Source organism: Jejuia sp. G7-7 (assembly GCF_055808955.1).
Map to the genome: position 1 here is coordinate 971,446 of NZ_JBVVSZ010000002.1, position 18,966 is coordinate 990,411.

General features: G+C 32.0%; 18 protein-coding genes and 1 pseudogene. 8 read left to right on the plus strand and 11 right to left on the minus strand.

Features of this window, described 5'->3' with window-relative positions:
• The first annotated feature begins 187 nt into the window (after positions 1-187).
• The 6 genes from AC0L5U_RS14590 (at position 188) to AC0L5U_RS14615 (ending at position 6,684) form a co-directional block, all read left to right on the plus strand.
• Complete coding sequence (locus AC0L5U_RS14590; protein ID WP_473418301.1) at positions 188-1,582, plus strand: oligosaccharide flippase family protein; 1,395 nt, start codon at positions 188-190, stop codon at positions 1,580-1,582.
• A 3-nt stretch (positions 1,583-1,585) separates the two neighbouring features.
• Positions 1,586-2,020, plus strand: coding sequence for a dUTP diphosphatase (gene dut / locus AC0L5U_RS14595; RefSeq protein WP_473417176.1), 435 nt, complete (start codon positions 1,586-1,588; stop codon positions 2,018-2,020).
• A 42-nt stretch (positions 2,021-2,062) separates the two neighbouring features.
• The gene (locus tag AC0L5U_RS14600; RefSeq protein WP_473417177.1) at positions 2,063-3,082 is read left to right on the plus strand and encodes a sugar phosphate nucleotidyltransferase; all 1,020 of its coding nucleotides are present in this window, start codon (positions 2,063-2,065) and stop codon (positions 3,080-3,082) included.
• Between the two features lie 211 nt (positions 3,083-3,293).
• On the plus strand, positions 3,294-4,661 hold the full coding sequence (locus AC0L5U_RS14605) for a tetratricopeptide repeat protein (RefSeq protein ID WP_473417178.1): 1,368 nt from the start codon (positions 3,294-3,296) through the stop codon (positions 4,659-4,661).
• The gene (lolB1, locus tag AC0L5U_RS14610; RefSeq protein WP_473417179.1) at positions 4,661-5,449 is read left to right on the plus strand and encodes a lipoprotein insertase outer membrane protein LolB1; all 789 of its coding nucleotides are present in this window, start codon (positions 4,661-4,663) and stop codon (positions 5,447-5,449) included. Before AC0L5U_RS14605 ends, lolB1 begins: the two co-directional genes overlap by 1 nt.
• A gap of 50 nt (positions 5,450-5,499) precedes the next feature.
• On the plus strand, positions 5,500-6,684 hold the full coding sequence (locus AC0L5U_RS14615; protein WP_473417180.1) for a murein hydrolase activator EnvC family protein: 1,185 nt from the start codon (positions 5,500-5,502) through the stop codon (positions 6,682-6,684).
• 220 nt (positions 6,685-6,904) lie between these two features.
• Here the strand turns inward: AC0L5U_RS14615 and AC0L5U_RS14620 are convergent, their stop codons facing one another.
• Genes AC0L5U_RS14620 through AC0L5U_RS14635 form a run of 4 tightly spaced genes read right to left on the minus strand, consistent with a single transcriptional unit; the run spans position 6,905 to position 9,265 of the window.
• On the minus strand, positions 6,905-7,117 hold the full coding sequence (locus AC0L5U_RS14620) for a DUF6515 family protein (protein WP_473417182.1): 213 nt from the start codon (positions 7,115-7,117) through the stop codon (positions 6,905-6,907).
• A gap of 50 nt (positions 7,118-7,167) precedes the next feature.
• Complete coding sequence (locus AC0L5U_RS14625; protein WP_473417183.1) at positions 7,168-7,677, minus strand: acyl-CoA thioesterase; 510 nt, start codon at positions 7,675-7,677, stop codon at positions 7,168-7,170.
• A gap of 39 nt (positions 7,678-7,716) precedes the next feature.
• Positions 7,717-8,280, minus strand: coding sequence for a GNAT family N-acetyltransferase (locus tag AC0L5U_RS14630; RefSeq protein WP_473417184.1), 564 nt, complete (start codon positions 8,278-8,280; stop codon positions 7,717-7,719).
• 49 nt (positions 8,281-8,329) lie between these two features.
• The gene (locus AC0L5U_RS14635) at positions 8,330-9,265 is read right to left on the minus strand and encodes an HU domain-containing protein (RefSeq protein ID WP_473417185.1); all 936 of its coding nucleotides are present in this window, start codon (positions 9,263-9,265) and stop codon (positions 8,330-8,332) included.
• A gap of 99 nt (positions 9,266-9,364) precedes the next feature.
• Here AC0L5U_RS14635 and dprA point away from each other — a divergent pair, with 99 nt between their 5' ends.
• Entirely contained in the window at positions 9,365-10,468 is a 1,104-nt protein-coding gene (gene dprA / locus AC0L5U_RS14640) for a DNA-processing protein DprA (protein WP_473417186.1), read from the plus strand.
• Here the strand turns inward: dprA and AC0L5U_RS14645 are convergent.
• From AC0L5U_RS14645 to trpS, 3 genes are all read right to left on the minus strand, one after another.
• A complete protein-coding gene (locus AC0L5U_RS14645) occupies positions 10,465-11,616 on the minus strand; it encodes a hypothetical protein (protein ID WP_473417187.1) in 1,152 nt (383 codons plus the stop codon). The genes dprA and AC0L5U_RS14645 overlap by 4 nt on opposite strands.
• Before the next feature lie 2 nt (positions 11,617-11,618).
• On the minus strand, positions 11,619-12,590 hold the full coding sequence (locus AC0L5U_RS14650) for a nucleoid-associated protein (protein WP_473417188.1): 972 nt from the start codon (positions 12,588-12,590) through the stop codon (positions 11,619-11,621).
• Between the two features lie 93 nt (positions 12,591-12,683).
• Positions 12,684-13,652 (minus strand): tryptophan--tRNA ligase, encoded by a 969-nt coding sequence (gene trpS, locus AC0L5U_RS14655; RefSeq protein WP_473417190.1) that lies wholly within the window; start codon positions 13,650-13,652, stop codon positions 12,684-12,686.
• Between the two features lie 75 nt (positions 13,653-13,727).
• Between trpS and AC0L5U_RS14660 the strand changes: the two genes are divergently transcribed.
• Positions 13,728-14,480: a lysophospholipid acyltransferase family protein gene (locus AC0L5U_RS14660; RefSeq protein WP_473418302.1), complete on the plus strand. Its 753-nt coding sequence runs from the start codon at positions 13,728-13,730 to the stop codon at positions 14,478-14,480.
• Between the two features lie 154 nt (positions 14,481-14,634).
• Here the strand turns inward: AC0L5U_RS14660 and AC0L5U_RS14665 are convergent, their stop codons facing one another.
• From AC0L5U_RS14665 to recA, 4 genes and pseudogenes are all read right to left on the minus strand, one after another.
• Positions 14,635-16,317, minus strand: coding sequence for a porin family protein (locus tag AC0L5U_RS14665; protein ID WP_473417191.1), 1,683 nt, complete (start codon positions 16,315-16,317; stop codon positions 14,635-14,637).
• A pseudogene (locus tag AC0L5U_RS14670) lies at positions 16,317-16,858 on the minus strand (RNA polymerase sigma factor). The gene AC0L5U_RS14665 and the pseudogene AC0L5U_RS14670 overlap by 1 nt, the downstream one beginning before the upstream one ends.
• Before the next feature lie 34 nt (positions 16,859-16,892).
• On the minus strand, positions 16,893-17,303 hold the full coding sequence (locus AC0L5U_RS14675; protein ID WP_473417192.1) for a hypothetical protein: 411 nt from the start codon (positions 17,301-17,303) through the stop codon (positions 16,893-16,895).
• A gap of 153 nt (positions 17,304-17,456) precedes the next feature.
• A complete protein-coding gene (gene recA / locus AC0L5U_RS14680) occupies positions 17,457-18,458 on the minus strand; it encodes a recombinase RecA (protein WP_473417193.1) in 1,002 nt (333 codons plus the stop codon).
• Between the last annotated feature and the right edge of the window lie 508 nt (positions 18,459-18,966).

Here is an 18,966-nt window from a genome sequence, read left to right on the forward strand (position 1 = left end):
ATTAATAAAGGAGATTCAAAAATAAAAAATTCTTTATTTACCAAAGCCTCACTTTTTGTGAGGCTTTTAATTTTACAGGGAGAATTGACAATAACTTATCTTTGGTTAGCGTTAGCTAAAAACGTATTTTTAGGCATATAAAAAACAACTTTTTGGGCGTATTAAAAACTTTTTTAAAGACACAGTTATTTACGGTTTAGCTATTGTACTACCTAGGCTAATTAACTTTCTTTTAGTGCGTTTACATACCGATGTACTTCCCAACGAAGGTTATTCAGAAAACACAGAGTTTTATGTAGTTGCAGCTTTTTTTAATGTGATTTTAACTTACGGAATGGAGACATCTTTCTTTAGGTTCTTTAGTAAAAATAAAGATAAAGACAGCGTCCTGTCTACTGCAATGATAACGATAGTGGTTAGTACTTTTGTTTTTGGAATATTATTATTTTTATTCAGAGTCCCGATTTCAGAAGCCTTACGAATTAATACAGATTTCTATTCACTTCTTGTTGGTATTACTCTTATTGATACCTTAATCGTAATCCCGTTTGCTTATTTAAGAGTCACAGGAAGACCAATAAAGTTTGCATCAATCAAATTGATTAATGTACTTATTATAGTACTTCTAAATGTACTTCTGTTATCTACAGCTTATGGCTCTGAAGGATTGAGAGGATTATTTAATGTTGAAAACAATGTTGAGTATATATTTATAGCAAACTTAATTGCAAGTGCAGTTGTTTTAATTCTGGTATTACCTTATTTCTTCAAGGCGAAGCTAAATTTTGAACCTAAAATTTTAAAACAACTCTTAAATTATGGCTGGCCTATTATGATTGCTGGTTTAGCTTTTGTAATTAATGAAAACTTAGATAAATGGTTGTTGCCTCAACTCGAAGGTGAGTTTGTTAATGGAGCTTATAGCGCTTGTTATAAATTAGCAGTTTTCATGACGTTGTTTATTCAAGCTTTTAGAATGGGAGCAGAACCATTTTTCTTTAACCATTCCGACACAAAAAATGCAACTCAAACATACGCTACCATTTTAAAATATTTTACAATTGTCGGGGCCTTAGGTTTAATGATTGTGGTAGTTTATATAGATCTATTAAGACCAATTTTTATTAAAAAAGAAAGCTATTTATTAGCTTTAGATATTGTGCCTATCGTATTACTTGCTAATCTCTGTTTAGGTATTTATCATAACCTTTCTATTTGGTATAAATTAACAGATCGTACACGTTTCGGGATGTACATTTCTCTTATTGGTGCTGCCATTACCATTGGCTTTAATATCATATTCATTCCAAAAATTGGCTTTATAGCTTGTGCATATGCAACGTTATTGGCTTATGCCTTGATGATGCTAATTTCTTATGTATTGGGGAGAAAGTATTATCCAGTACCTTATGATGTGAGTCGAATAGCTATTTACCTTATAATAAGTACTTTGTTTAGTTTCATAACTTATTATCTTTTTGATAGAAATATTTTATTAGGAACTGTATTTTTGTTACTCTTTATAGCTTTAGTTGTTTTCTTAGAAAGAAAGGAACTAAAATTGATATTAAAAAAGACCTAAAAGATGAACATAAAAATAATCAACAAATCCAATCACGATTTACCACATTATGAGACATTAGCTTCTGCAGGAATGGATTTACGTGCCAACATATCAGAATCAAGAGTTTTAAAACCCTTAGAGCGCAGTATTGTAGGCACAGGCTTGTTTATAGAGCTTCCAGTTGGCATTGAAGCCCAAGTACGCCCTAGAAGTGGTTTAGCAGCTAAAAAAGGCATTACAGTACTAAATGCTCCAGGAACTATTGATGCTGATTATAGAGGCGAAATAGGAGTGATTTTAGTAAATCTTTCAAACGAAGAATTTACTATAAATAATGGCGAACGCATTGCACAATTAGTAATTGCAAAACACGAACGTGCCGAATGGGAACAGGTCGAAATACTATCTGAAACCGATCGTGGTTCTGGAGGATTTGGAAGTACAGGAACAAAATAAAGAATTATAAATACAGCTATTAACAAACAAAGAAATTAAGAAATGAAAATAATAGTACCAATGGCAGGACGTGGTTCTCGATTACGCCCACATAGTTTAACAGTACCAAAACCATTAATTCCAGTTGCAGGACAACCTATTGTTCACAGATTGGTAAAAGATATTGCTAAAGTTTTAAAACAACCTATTGAAGAAATAGCTTTTGTTCTAGGAGATCCAGCATGGTTTGGAGACGACGTAGTTTCTAGTTTAAAAGATTTAGCCAAAGGATTAGGTGCCAAAGCATCTATTTACCGTCAAGACAAACCTTTAGGGACTGGGCACGCTATAATGAGTGCAGAACCATCTTTATCAGGACCAGCAGTAATTGCTTATGCAGATACCTTGATTAGAGCAGAGTTTGATTTAGACCCAACAGCAGATAGTGTTATTTGGACCAAACAAGTGGATAATCCAGAAGCTTACGGCGTAGTTAAGTTAAATGATAATGATGAAATCGTGGAATTGGTTGAAAAGCCAGAATCTTTTGTTTCAGATCAAGCGGTAATTGGTATTTATTACTTTAAAGATGTTGCGGTTTTAAAAGGAAAACTTCAAGAAATACTAGATGAAAATATTATGAATGGTGGCGAATACCAAATTAATGATGGTATTAAACGCATGATGGCAGACGATAAAATATTTAAAACAGGAACTGTTGATGAATGGATGGACTGCGGAAACAAAGCCATTACAATTGAAACCAACCAACGTATGTTAGGGTTTTTAAAGTCTGATGGTGAAGAGCAATTGGTAGCTTCTTCAGCTAAACTAGAAAATTCTAATATTATAGAGCCTTGTTTTATTGGCGAAAACGTAGTGCTAAAAAACACAACTATTGGCCCTTTTGTTTCTGTTGGAAATGGTACGGTTATTGAAAATAGTACAATTGAAAATAGTTTAATTCAGACGAATTCTGAAATTAAAAATGCAAAATTAAACAATGCTATGATTGGTAATAACGTTAAATATAACGGTGAGTTTAAGAGTATTAGTATTGGCGATTATTCTGTTTTGGAATAAATTCCTTTTAAAAAAGGAATCTATTTGCAGATAAATATAAACTTAGTGCAAACTAAATGATGGCGGATAAGTGCGTTAGGGATAGTAGTGAAAAGCCCACAGCCCGACGTAGGAAGTGTGAAGGCTTGTAACGGATAGCCCGACCTTTTGCGATCCTGCAAGGTTTTGAAAACCTTGTAGGTATGAGTAAAAGGTAACGCCCAAATAAATAATGAAACATAAAATCTACATATTCATTTTTTTCTTCGGAATAATTACCATTCCACAGGTAAATTATGCGCAAGTAGATTTTAATAAAACACCCGATGACGATTTAGGAATTGTAGAAGATAAATTTCAAGAACAGTTTTTTGAAGCCTTAAAACAAAAGGGTGTGGAAAATTATCAAAGGTCTGTTGATGCATTATTGAAATGTGTTGAAATCGATAAATCGCCAGCAGTTTTATATTTTGAATTGGGTAAAAATTACATGAAGCTCAAAAATTTTGGTGCTGCGGAAGATGCCTTGAAAGAAGCTGTAGACAAAGCTCCAGATAATGAGTGGTATTTAGATGAGCTTTACGGGTATTATGTGTCGCAAAATGACTTAAAAAAGGCACTTAAAACGGTACAACAGTTGGTAAAATACCACCCAGATTATAAAGAGGATTTAGCGTCATTGTATTTGAAAATGGAAAAATTTGATGATGCACTTGATATTTTAGATGAATTGGATGCATCGTTTGGAGTTTCGGCTTCGCGTGATTTGATGCGTAATAGAATTTACAAAGTAACTGGAAGAGCAAAAGACCAGATTGAAAATTTAGAATCTAGAATTGACAGTAACCCAGATAAAGAATCTAATTATTTAGCATTAATTTTTAGATATAGTGAGCAAAACCAAAAAGAAAAAGCATTTCAAACTGCTAAGGAATTATTAAAGATTAATCCTAATTCTCAAATAGTGCATTTGGCATTGTACAAGTTTTATTTGGATGATAATAATACAGAAGACGCTATAACATCCATGAAAATTGTGGTTAAAAGCAATGAAATAAAACCTGAAGCAAAAGCCAAAGTACTCGCAGATTTTGTGAATTTTGTTAAAAAGAATCCGCAGTACGAAGATGATTTAATTGAAGCCACAACTTTACTTGATGGAAAAACCGATGCTAAAACTTTAGCAGATTTAGGCGCATACTATTTAAAGAAAGGCGAAGGGCAAAAAGCATTAAATTACTTTCAAGATGCTTTAAAACTAGATGGGGAGAATTTCAGTATTTTAAAACACGTTTTATTGCTACATATTGATTTGCAACAATTTGATGTTGCCGAAACAAAAAGTAAAGCTGCTATTCAAAAATATCCAGCACAACCATTGTGTTATTTGATAAATGCAGTTGCTCTAAACGGATTAAATAAACCCAAAATAGCCATTGAAATTTTAGAGTCTGGTTTAGATTGGGTGGTTGAAAATCCTAAAATGGAAGCCGATTTCTATAAACAGCTAGCAAAGGCAAATACGTTATTAAGCAATACTACGAAAGCTAAATCGTTTATGGATAAGGCTAATGCTCTCAAATCAAAAATAGTGGATTAATGAAACTTAAAATTTTGACCTACAAAACATATATCTCAGTAACACTCTTATCAATTACAATTGGTTTTACCAGTTGTAAATCCTCAAAAACGATAACTGAAGGCGATAAAAATTTAAAGCTTTCAGCTAAACAATTAATTAAGGAAAACGCTAAAAAATCCCCAGATTTTAAAACGTTACAGTCTAAATTGAAAATCACCTATTCCGAAGGCGAAAAAAGACAATCACATACGGTAAGCTACCGCATGCAAAAAGATGAAGTTCTATGGATGAGTGCTACTTTTGGAGTTATTAGAGCTAAAATAACGCCAAAAAACGTGGCGTTTTATAATAAGTTAGACAATACATATTTTGAAGGCAATTTTGAATATTTTAGTAAGCTATTAGGTACAGATTTAGATTTTGAAAAAGTTCAAAATATTATTTTAGGAGAAGCTCTTTTCAATCTAAAAGATGAAAGCTATAAAGTATCTGTTCATGAAGAGAGTTATTTATTGCAACCTAAAAATCAGCGTGCACTTTTTGAGATATTTTTTCTGTTAAACCCTTCGCATTATAAAGTGAAGTCGCAACAATTATCTCAAATTTCGGAGCAACGCCATTTACAAATTGATTATTTAACGCATCAAGAAATAAGTAGTCAAATATTACCAGAGCATATAAAAGTAATTGCAGTTGAAGGGAATGAAGAGATGATTGCAGAACTCGAATTCAAATCAGTTTCCTTAAATGAAGAATTAAGATTTCCATTTAAAATACCATCAGGTTTTAAGAAGATAGAATTATAATGCGGTCTAAAAATAACATACTGAAATTCCTTTTTTTAACACTTCTTTTCTTGAGTTACAGTCACTCTACTTTTGCCCAGAATGACAAACAAAAACAACTAGAAACACGCAGGCAAGAATTACGAAGAGAGATTCAAAAAATTAATGCCTTAAGTGCCGAAAATAAATCTAAAGAAAAATCAGAATTATCACAAATTGAAGACTTCAACTATAAAATTAGTGTTTTAAATAATCTGATAAAAGTTACCAATCAGCAAGCAAATTTATTAACGCGAGAAATAAACAACAATCAAAAGCAAATTACAAGCCTAAGAGACGAATTAAAAAACCTTAAAGCCAATTATGCAGCTATGATTGTAAAGTCGTATAAGAGTAGAAACCAACAAAGTCGTATTATGTTTTTGTTGTCCTCAAACGATTTTAAACAAGCCTACAAACGCTTACAGTATATGAAACAATATACAAACCATCAAAAGGAACAAGGCGAAACTATCAAATTAAAAACTACCGAATTACAAAATATAAACAAAGACTTACTGGTTCAAAAAGAAGACAAGAAAACCCTAATAGCCGAAAATAGAGTAACCCAAAAGTCTTTGGAAAAAGAACGTGCTCAACATCAAAATTTGATGACTTCAATTAGAAAGAACTTAAATAAATTTGCGGCTCAAATAAAATCAAAACAAAGAGAAGCTGCAAAAATTGATAGAGAAATAGAACGCATCATAAAAGCAGCAATTGCAGCATCAAACAAAGGAAAGAAAACCACATCGTCAAGCAAATCTAGTTTTGCTTTAACCGCAGAAGAAAAGGTATTGGCAAGTAATTTTGTGTCTAACAAAGGAAGGTTGCCTTGGCCAGTCGAGAAAGGTTATGTAAAGGTAGGTTACGGCACGCAACGTTCACCAGTAGACCCATCGTTAACTATTAAAAGTAATGGTGTGCGTATCGCCACCGAAAAGGGTTCCAAAGCCCGTGCTGTATTTAACGGCGTTGTGAGTAGAATTGTGTTGATAAAAAACGCTAACCCTATTGTAATGATTCGTCACGGAAACTACATTACAGCCTATAAAAACTTACATAAAGTCTCTGTAAAAGAAGGTGACAAAGTAACTACCAAGCAGGAAATAGGCGAAGTTTTCACAAACCCAACCACAGGAGAAACCGTACTTAACTTTATTGTTTTTAAAGACTTACAAACACAAAACCCTTCAAGTTGGATTTATAAGATGTGACACACAATTTGTGTCATCCTGAACTTGTTTCAGGATCTTATCTCGTAATCATGTTAAATTTTTTATTAAATCATTTGGGCGTTACCCTAAAGGGTCAGGCTTTCGGCAGTCGCTCCCTCCTACGTCGGGGAGCTTCAACAAATGCCTCAATCCTTAACGCGGAAATACGTCTAAAATGAATATTTAAACTAAATCTGAAGGTTTAATTTTAAGAAGTCTTTTAGACTCTCGAAATCACATAACCACGTTTCGTTTTTCTATAATGGTTTCCATTCCAGAAATAGTAACGTTTCCCTTTTACTTTTACAACTTTATAATGTCTTGGAGGTGTTTTTACAACAGTTACAGAAGCTGGTCTTGTAACTACTCTAGTGGCACATGATGATAAACTCATCATACAAATAGCAGATAATAAAATAACAAAAGTTCTCATAGCATTAAGATTTTTGGGTTTACTATAAGACTTTGGTAGTGAAAAAAGGTTTAATCAAACAACGCTTTCAACTCAGTAGCATCACTAGGTTTTATTTTTCCAGCAAGTAATAAACTGAGCTGTTTTCTGCGCAATGCAGCTTCAAAACGCTCTATTTCAAGTTCTGTTTCGGGAGTAACTTCGGGTACTTTTACAGGACGCCCAGTTTCATCTACAGCAACAAAGGTATAAATAGCTTCGTTTGCTTTTGTTCTCGCTCCAGATTCTCGGTCTTCCATCCAAACATCAATATAAATTTCCATAGAAGTATTAAAAGCACGAGACACTTTAGCTTCAACCGTAACAACACTCCCAAGAGGTACAGCACGATTAAAAGCAACATGATTTACCGATGCAGTAACTACAATTCGTCTGCTATGACGTCTCGCCGAAATACTAGCAGCACGATCCATACGCGCTAATAATTCACCACCAAATAAGTTGTTTAAAGGGTTGGTTTCACTAGGTAAAACCATATCGGTCATTGTAGTTTTAGATTGTTCTGGAGTTTTTGCGGTCATCTTTGAGTTTTGAAGTGGCAAAGTTACATATTAAACCAGTTAATTCCCCCATTCTTCTTTAAGAATACTATAGACATAAGTCCCTGAGCTATTTCCGTAGGATTGAATATTATAATTTCTTAATAACCCCTCTTTGATAGCACCAATCTTTTCTATTGCTTTCTGTGATTTAATATTTATAATATCAATTTTAAACTCAACTCTTCTTAAATTTAATGTATTGAAACAATAGTCTAATAAGAGGTTTTTACATATTGTGTTTAAGCCTGTTCCTTGAAATTTTTCGCCAATCCATGTCCATCCAATTTCTAATCTTTTGTGAGGGAAATCGATATTTCCAAACATAGTCACACCAATAGCTTGGTTGTTGGATTTATTGATGATAATAAATGGATAGAGCTCTTTATTTGATTTTGAATTTAAGATATAATCAAAATAATATTCCAAGTCATTTCGATGATTTACTCTAGCGCCAAACTCGCCTAATGCTTTTGAATAGCTTATGGATTCAATAGTATCAATATCTGTTCTAGAAAGTGGACGCAATACTAATATTTCGTTTTCAAGAACAATATCTTGTTCGAAAAAATCGCTTAAAACCATTGTAAATAATTATTTCTTTAAAAATCTAAGATGAAATGTAGTAGTAGAGTTAATCTAGTTTCTTAACAAGCAACCACGCATCCTCATTATGCGTTCTTTTAATGGTCCTCAAAGCTTTAAGTGCATCAAGTCTACCTTCATAGCTAGCATAAACCACTTGGTGTAAACCATACTTATTTGCACCAATTTTACGAGCGCTAAAACCATCTTGCTTCAATTGAGATACTTTTTTATCACAATTTTCTTCTATTCTAAAGGCACCAGCAACAATATGGTAATTACCTGTTTGTTTGGTAACATTAAGCGTAATAGCAGGTAAAGGGTTTAAGCTAAACGTTGCTTCTTGAATTTTAGTTTCAAGTTGTTGCGTCGCTTGTTCTTGAGCTAATTGATTATGCGCTTCAATATCATCAACATAATATTTTGAAGCACCTACTCCACCTAGTGTTAACGCAATTAATGCAACGGCAGCATATTTTAAATAACCTCTACTTTTACGTTTTTCGGGAGAGATAGTTATTGGGACTACTTTTTCAACAGCTTCAACTGTTTCTTTATAAACTTCACGAGTTACTTCAGTAGATTCAAACTGAGATAATCCAAAGGCATCCGTTAAATAATTTAGATTATAAGAAGGTTCAAAAACAATTTTTCCTTCTGTATTAAAAATTATTTCGCCTATGTTATTAAACGTAATGGTTTCTCCTTGAGTTAAATAAGATTTTAAGGTTTTTACACGCTTTTTAATCTTTTTGTTAGCAACTTCAAAAGGGAGTTTTTCAACATCGGCGATATACCTAGCTAACAAGCCATCATTTTTTTGAATTTGCTCGTTAAATGAAATTACTTTTTTAGGCGGATAAAACGTATTGTTTTCTGTATTTATGGTAGCTGATTGACGTTCAGATAAAAAAGCTCCAAAGTCAGGTACTACAACACATTCATATCTATATAGTAAATCGCTAATGTAAGTTTCCAATTGCATAAAGCAAATTTAAAAAAATATGGTTTTGATTAAATTTTTGACTTAACTATTTATTAACAATGCAAAAATGCCTTAATTGCATAAGAATTAGAGATTAAGATGACGGAAAACGATTTGCTATATACTTTGGCTTTACAACATGTGCCAAAAATTGGAGACATAACAGCCAAAAGATTGATTGGGCATTGTGGTTCTGCGGAAGCGGTATTAAAAGAAAAAAAGCAAAATTTACTCAAAATTGATGGTATTGGCGAATATGCGTTAAGCGGACTTCTGGATAGTAAACATGTTATTGAAGCCGAAAAAGAAATCGACTTTATTAACAACAACAATATCCAAGTGTACTATTTCAAGGATGAAAATTATCCTGAGAAACTAAAGCATTGTATTGATGGCCCCATTCTATTATTTCAAACCGGAAATATAGATTTAAACAAACAACATATTATTAGTATTGTTGGTACTCGAAAAATCACAACACAAGGTATTGCATTTTGTGAAAAATTAATAGAAACTTTAAAACCCTACGACCCAATAATAGTATCGGGGTTTGCATATGGCACAGATATTACGGCACATAAAATTGCCATGAAACATAATTTACAAACCGTGGCGTGTCTAGCACATGGTTTAAATCAAATTTACCCAAAAGTTCACAAAAAATATATGGTAGATATGGAGAAAAACGGTGGGTTTTTCTCAGATTTTTGGAGTACAGATACTTTTGATAAAAACAATTTTTTAAAACGAAACCGGATTATAGCTGGTTTAAGTGAGGCGACAATTGTTGTAGAATCTGCCGAAAAAGGTGGAAGTTTAGTAACTGCAGATATTGCACATTCTTACAATAGAGATGTTTTTGCTGTTCCCGGACGTACAACCGACCAGTTTAGTATTGGCTGTAACAACTTGATTAAATACCAAAAGGCACATATGATGACAACACCTTTGGATGTACCCTACATTTTAAATTGGCAATTAGAAGACAGCCAAAAACCCGCAGTACAAAAGCAACTTTTTGTGGAGTTGGATGCTACCGAAAAAATCATCTACAATTATTTAAAAGACAATGAAAAACAGCAATTGGATATTATTGCCTTAAATTGTGAAATGCCCATTTTTAAAGTGTCTGGAACATTGCTGAATATGGAATTGAAAGGGGTTGTGAGACCGCTTCCTGGGAAGTTGTTTGAGGTTATTTAGGTTTTGTGTATGAATATTACTGAAATTGTAAGAATTGAAAGAATAATAAAAGTAAAAAATTTAAGTAAGTCTAACTTTGAATATTGCTTATTTAATGAAATATGTTTTAATGCAGATAGTTGAGTTTTTATTTCGTTGATTTCTGAAATGCTTTTAGCCTTATTTTCATACCTCTCAATTTCCTGCTTTATGGAATCTAGTGATTCCTTAATATTCTTAAAAAAAACAAACCAGATAAGAGCAAAGAAAACATAACCTAATAATAGTAAAGTCAGGTTTTTAAGTAATGAAGGGGTTTCAAAATCTAATCTACTGGCTAAGAATAGGTAAGCAATAGGAACAGCAAAAAGGTAATTAGAAACTTTTCGGATTGTTTCTTGTATTTTATCTGAAAGTTCTTGAAAATACATCAAAGAAGATGTTTTTATTTTTTCAAAAGAAAAACCCTCAAGATATATATTCACACTTCTGATATAACTCTCCTCTAGAACATGCCATTTTGAAAGAAGTTTATCAAACTTTTTTTCAGTATTAGAGAAAAAATCAATTAGTTCATTTACAAAAAGTATCTTTTTATCTTCAGATTGTACACTACCTAAAAGTTTCTTTCTGAAAGACTTTATATCATCTAATTTTGATGTTTTAATATTTTCTAGTGAATATTCGATTGGTAATACTAAACTTTTATTTACTTTATGAAAATATAGTTTTAATTCTCCAGCCGAATAAACATTATTGTCAGATAAGTCTTTTAAGAAATTTATTAAGTCTAGGGTTTTTATATAGGCAGAAAAAGTTAAATTTTCATTTTTTTCTAAATTACTAATCTCTCCTTCGTGAATATAAAAGTCTTTTAAATTAAATGAATGTTTATGCTTAATTATCACATCATTTATAGTCTCAAAATAATTTTGAAAAGAACCAAGTGATATTTTGATATGAATTTGCTTTTCTTCAAATTGACTTAATTCATTTAAATCTATAATTTTATTTTTTGAATCTTTAATTTCAACAACTGCTGCTTCTAACTTTTTGATTAAATTAATATTTTCAGGCTTTAAACGTTCAATGTCGCCTTCCAAGTTTATATCAAAAACACCATCATTTATCAATGATTGTCTTAATTCAACTAAATCATTTAAAAGCATAATTAAAATTCTTTAAGTACATCAGCAGGAACATTTTTAATTATCAAATTAGGTCCGTCTTGGAAAATTTTGGTATTAATAAGTTCTCTATTAAAATCTAAACTATATCCTTTTTCCTTGACAAATACGCGACTTAAAAATTTTAGATGGCTTTTAGTTGTGACTCTAAAAACTGAACTTACCATTAATTTTTTGTTTTCTCCAATATATTCTATAAAATCATCAGGGTTTAACTCATTTATAAACACGGATATAGACTTCAAGTCTAAATCTTCATCTAAATCAACTTTTTCGTAAGCGTACTTTTTTAATCTGGAAAAAACCTCTCTTTTTTGATCTTCACTATAATTATTCTCATTCATATAGTGCTGCATAGCTGTTTTTAGTTTATTGCTATTTTGTTTAGAGGAAGTTAAATCAGTATTTCCAATGAATCTTTGAAAGTATATAGAAATATGTCTTGTTCCTTTGATAAATGAAAGATATTGTTCTTCGTCATCCAACCATTTATTTATGTTTAGCCTATTTGCTCTCGCTAATCTATCTAGATCAAGACTTTTTAACTTTTTTATAGTAAGATTAGCGTCATCAACAGAAAATTGTGTTGAATTATCTAACATAATCGTTATTAGGTAATCAACATTGTTGTGCTTGTAATGAATAAAAACTACATATCCACCTGTGGTTGATGGTATGTCTATTTCCTTTTTTAAAATTTCCATAGATTCGTTTGTGAATCTTAAAAAATCATCGTTTGAAAGGTAGTTTTTTACTAAAGTTTGAAATGGAAATAGTGTAGCATTTTCTTCAAATACACCATAAGTTGGGTTTTTAGAAGAATAACTTTTTATGACACGTTCAACAAACTCTTCTGATGTGTCATTAATTGGTAAAACAGAATCTGACAGTTTTAGAGTTGGTTTGTCGTTCTTTTCTTTAATTAATTGGTGTAGTACAATATGTTTTGTTATCATTTAAAAACGTTTGAAGAAAAATCACATGAATATATGTAAAATATTTCATATTATTCTTAATTAAGTGTTTTTAAAAGAAATCAAAAAAGGGTTTTAATACCCAACCTTCTCACGAACTCTTCCTAAAACACCATTAGCAACCTTTCGCGCTTTATCAGCACCTACTAAAAGCGCTTTGTCAATGTCGCATAGGTTATTCATGTAATAATTGTAACGCTCACGAGGTTCAGCAAATTTCTCTAGAATTAACTCGTATAGAGCTTGTTTTGCATGTCCGTATCCATAACCACCATTTTCGTAATTCGCTTTCATTTCAGCTATTTGAGTATCATCGGCTAGCAAATTATAAATAGCAAAGCAATTACAAGTTTTCCAATCTTTTGGATCTTCAAGCGGCGTACTATCGGTTTTAATAGACATGATTTGCTTGCGCAATTTTTTATCAGTTAGAAAAATATTGATGGTATTATTTCGGCTTTTACTCATTTTTTCGCCATCGGTACCAGGAATCAACATTGTGTTTTTTTGAATTTCTCCTTCAGGCAATACAAAAGTATCGCCTACTTGCGCATGAAAACGAGATGCCACATCTCGTGTCATTTCTATATGCTGTAATTGATCCTTACCAACTGGAATTATATTGGCATCATATAACAAAATATCAGCAGCCATAAGCATTGGGTACGTGAATAAACCAGAATTTACATCTTCTAATCTATCGGCCTTATCTTTAAAACTATGTGCTAAAGTTAAACGCTGGTATGGAAAAAAACAGCTTAAATACCACGACAACTCTGTGACTTGTGGAATATCACTTTGTCTGTAAAACACCGTTTTTTCAATATCTAAACCAAAAGCCAACCAAGTAGCTGCGGTAGAGTATGTGTTTTCACGCAATGTAGCTGCATCCTTAATTTGAGTTAAGGTATGCAAATTTGCAATGAATAAATAGGAATCGTTTTCAGGGTTTTCAGCCATTTTAATAGCTGGCATAATTGCGCCTAAAATATTTCCTAAATGTGGAGTTCCTGTACTTTGTATACCTGTAAGTATGCGAGCCATAGTATAATTTTGTCAAGCGACAAAGGTAATTTTTTTAATAGAATTGCTCAATACAATTACGTATTTTTGGCAGTAATGATAGTTTTTAAGTGCATTTTCTGGGTATTATACCGTATTTGGTTTTATATTTTGGTGGCTCTGCCAATATTAATATTATTCCCAATACTCTTAATTTCAATTTCTAAAGAATCTTGGTACCCCTTCTTCTTTAGAATAGCACGCCTTTGGGCGAAAATTATCTTAGTTGGTATGGGCTTTAGATATAGTATAAAGCGAGAACAAGTTCCAGAAAAGGATAAAAGCTATATGTTTATAGCAAACCATACCTCTATGGCAGATATTATGTTGATGTTAGTGGCTGTTAAAAATCCGTTTGTTTTTGTTGGAAAAGCAGAATTAGCTAAAATCCCATTATTCGGATTTTTCTATAAACGTACTTGTATTTTGGTAGATAGAAGTTCTGCAAAAAGCAGGCAAGCTGTGTTTTTAAGAGCGCAAAGACGTTTAAAACAAGGGTTGAGTATTTGTATTTTTCCAGAAGGCGGTGTGCCAGAAGAGCATATCATGCTAGATGAATTTAAGGATGGTGCATTCCGGTTGGCGATAAACCATCAAATACCAATTGTACCAATGACATTTGCTGATAATAAAAAACGATTTTCTTATACGTTTTTTAGTGGAAGCCCAGGAAAAATGCGTGCTAAGATTCATCAATTTATAGAAACAAAAGGTTTAACTACTGAAGATACTCGGGCTTTAAATGACAAGTCTAAAGCTGTTATTTTAGAGCAGTTGCAGATTTTTGAAAAGGGGCTTGAAAAAAAATAATCTTATTTACAAACACACCCTTTTGCCTCCCCCTCTAATAAGGAGGTGTCGTCTAAATATCTTTTAAAAATAAAAAACTGCTCTGGGGAGAGCAGTTTTTATAGACATCAATTTCCGAGCTTAAAGGAAATCAATATCAGATCTAACCAAAAACCTAAAATTTAATTCCGAATCCGGTGTATACCCCAATAAAGAAGGGTTGAAAGTCGCCAGATGTATTTTTAAACGTATTAATTTGATATTTAAACATAGGTTCTAAATTCAAATTAATTTTCTTTGATACTTTATAATTTAGTCCCAATCCAAAATTGGCACTATAACTTGTTTTATTGATATTATCTAGGGATTCTAAACGTGTTCGTTGTCCTTCAACATCAGAAAATAAATTATTATTATTTAAAAAGAGTGAACTAAAGCCTCCTATAACATTTACACCAAATCGTTTTGTGGAAACTGCATATTGAATTTCTAACGGAATTTCTATATAACCAAACGACTGATTTAAAGTTGTATTTGAAGCATCAAGAGGTGCAATGTTATTATTAGATTTAAAAGCCTCTGCGCTAATAATAGTAACATCATTTCCAGCACTTAAACTGTTAGTTGGTACAACCTCATCAGATGCATTACTACTTATAGTTTCTAGAGTTTTAATATTTGATGCACTTGCGTTTACTGATTGAAACACTACAACATCATTAGTGTTATACCCTAAGTTTACACGATTAACTCCAGAACGGATAGTAACTCTATTATTTATAGCATAAGTTGCATTTAAACCATAACTCATATTAACCTCGCCGCTTTTAGAGTTATTGTTAAATTCTTGCCCCATCGAAGAGCCTTTACCCAAACTACTAAAATATACAGGTGCTGCATTAGGCGCAATCCCCCACTTTTTTAAAACAACATTAGTATCATCTTCTTCAAGAAGTGATTCATTTTTCGCGATGGCTTCTTCAATGGTTTGTGGTTCCTTTTTTGGATTATTTTCTGCTATTTCAACTACCTTTTCGGCTTTACTAGTATTATTAACTTCATCTGTTTTAATACTAGAATTGTCTGCTACAACTACATTCCCTTTTTGCCCTTGAGTAATTTTAGAATTAGTAATAACATCACTTTTTACAGATGAATTGTTTTTTGAGATATTTTTAGATGTATCAGAAGTTTTATTTTCTGCTATATTTTTTGAATCTTCATTTTTAAATAAAGCGTTAGAAGTAGTATTGTTCTTATTTGAAGTAGATACTTTTTCACTTTTATCTGTTTTGATATTAGAATTTTCTGCTATAATTACATTCTCTTTTTGCTCTTGAGTAGTTTTAGTAATAACATTGTTTTTTACAGATGAATTATTTTTATAAATAGTTTTAGATTTCTCTGTATCATTCAAATTGTTAGAGTTTGCAATTGATGTTGACTGTTTGTTAAGGTTTAATTGCTTATCTCTATTTTGTTGAGATGGATTTGAAGATGCTTTTGAGTTTTCTTTATCTTTTTCAACATTTACAATAACAGATTCAGTCGCGTCATGATTGCTTAGATCCTGATGTTCTGTTTCTTTTGTATTTTGTAAATCGTTGTTTTCTATATCAACTACTTGAGGTGTTATTTCGGTATTATCATTTCCAAAATATTTAGAACCTAAAGTAAGTGCCAACACCAAAAGGGCAGCGACACCTGCGTAACGCCACCAAATAGGAATTACTCTGCGCTTTTTCTTCTTTTCGTTAAGCTTAGCTTCTATGTTTTCCCAAATAGCATCATCAGGTTTGGCTTCAAAATCTTTGAAACGTTCCTGAAATAATCTATCAATATGTTTTTTATCTCCCATTATAAGGATTGTAGGTTTTGCTTTTCGTTATGTTTTTCAATAGTCTGCTTCAAAATTTGTCGTGCTCTGGCTAAATTCGATTTTGAAGTGCCTACTGTAATTTTTAGCAGTTCTGCTATGTCTTTATGCGAATACCCGTCAAGCACATAGAGGTTAAACACCAATCTGTATCTATCGGGCAATTCCTGAATAATTTGTAATAAATAATCGATAGAGACTTGGTCTTCTTCAATTTCTATTTCAACAGCTTCAGTTGTATTTTCATTTATTATATCAAAAACTTTTTCGTTTCTATAGCGTTGTAAAACGGTATTTACTGTAATTCGTTTTAACCAACCCTCAAAAGAGCCTTTGTGTTTAAATTGTTCAATTTTATCAAAAATTGTTAAAAATGCATCTTGTAAATTATCTTCAGCTTCGGCATAATTGCGCGAATACTTTAAGCATGTAGAAAACAACTTGCTCGAAAAGAGCTTATATAATTCTCCTTGTGCTTTAGTATCATTTTTTTACAATTTTCTATGAGTAGATTTAAACTCAAGTGATACAAAGATTAATTTGGTTAATACTAAGTTTTACTCTACTACTGGAACCTCAATGGTTAAATATATATCTTCATCATTTTCATCTTTACCTTGCCAAAACTTAAAGATATATGAGCCATTACTGGTTACTTTAAAATCAAAGGATCTTTCAACAAGTTCATCTGTTAATGTTTCACAATCATTTTCTTCAAATTCAACATCAATAATTGCGACTGTGCGCTCATTGTTTTCCTTTTGGTAATAAAAATTTCTAAAAAAGTGACATGTTGAAGGTCTTAAATAACTAACCGTTATTGGATAAACTTCTCCAAGGATAAACTCATCAGGAATATCAACACTTTCAACAGGTAGAATTTCAAAACTATAATTTACTGGGTCGTCTCCTGTATCACAAGAAAATAGTAAAGCTACTATAAAGCTTAAAATTAAAAACTTTTTCATAACAATCAATTTGGGTTATTAAATTAATCTTTTCACTTACTAGATGTATATTTATTAAAATGGTTGCGTAGAAACCTCATAAACTTTAAAATTTCTATGAAATGATATAGTACAAAACTAAAAAATCCCGTTTTAACGGGATTTTTTATAATTTTATTCGCCTTTTATGACCACTTTTATTTTCTCTTCAAGTTCGTCAAAAAGTTCGGGATTATCTTTTATAATGGACTTTACGGCATCTCTACCTTGTCCTAATTTCGTATCGCCATAGCTAAACCATGAACCACTTTTTTTGATGATTTCGTGTTCTACAGCTACATCTAGTATTTCTCCAACTTTAGAAACACCTTCACCATACATAATGTCGAATTCAGCCATTCTAAACGGAGGTGCAACTTTGTTTTTAACCACTTTTACGCGGGTTTTGTTACCTAAAACAGAACCGCTGCTGTCTTTTATTTGCGTAGATCTACGAATGTCTAGCCTTACAGATGCGTAGAATTTTAAGGCGTTGCCACCAGTAGTAGTTTCTGGATTTCCGAACATTACGCCTATTTTTTCACGTAATTGGTTAATAAATATTACAGTACAATTTGTTTTACTTATTGAAGCCGTTAATTTTCTTAAGGCTTGAGACATTAAACGTGCATGAAGCCCCATTTTTGAGTCTCCCATTTCGCCTTCAATTTCGCTTTTTGGTGTTAATGCAGCAACTGAATCGACTACAACAATATCAATAGCACCTGAGCGAATTAAATTATCGGCAATTTCTAAAGCTTGTTCTCCATTATCTGGTTGGGAAATGATTAAATTATCAATATCCACACCTAATTTTTCGGCATAAAATCTATCAAAAGCATGTTCTGCATCAATAAATGCTGCAATACCACCTGCTTTTTGTGCTTCGGCAATAGCATGTAATGTTAAGGTTGTTTTACCTGATGATTCTGGACCGTAAATTTCAACCACTCTACCACGTGGATATCCACCAACGCCTAATGCAATATCTAGACCTAAAGAACCAGAAGGAATGGCGTCTACATCAACGACTGCTTGGTCGCTCATTTTCATTACAGTACCTTTTCCGTAGGCTTTGTCTAATTTATCTAGTGTAAGTTTAAGTGCTTTTAATTTTGCTTCTTTTTCGTTGCTCATTTTGTCTTTTCTGTAAAATTATTCACGCTAAAATACTACAAGTTTTATCATATTACAATAGCATATCAATATAATTATCACCCATTTTAAAATAAATTTGGTATTACCACGCAACCTTTTAAACTATTTTGCATCTACATATTAAAGTGGGTAAAATTTTGCTGTGAAAAAGAAAAAATCAATACCCTGAAACCATGTTTACATAAGGCATTAGGTGTTCCAATTGTTGTATATCAGATTATAGAAAATTGTAAAGCCCGTTGCTGTTAGCTCTAGTTAATTTTTGTATGAAAAAGAAAAATTTTAATGAAGAGTTACTCAGAAAAAAGCACTTTAGTTTGACTAAAAGTGCTTTTTTTATGTTTACAAGTATTTCCTAGATTTTTAAGTTTATTTACTAGCCTTGGCGGATAAGTACGCTAGGGATAGTAGCGACATCCTTTTTTGAGACTACCGAGACCAAAATATATTTTGGTTGAAGGTATCGAAGCGAAGCTTTAAAAAAGAT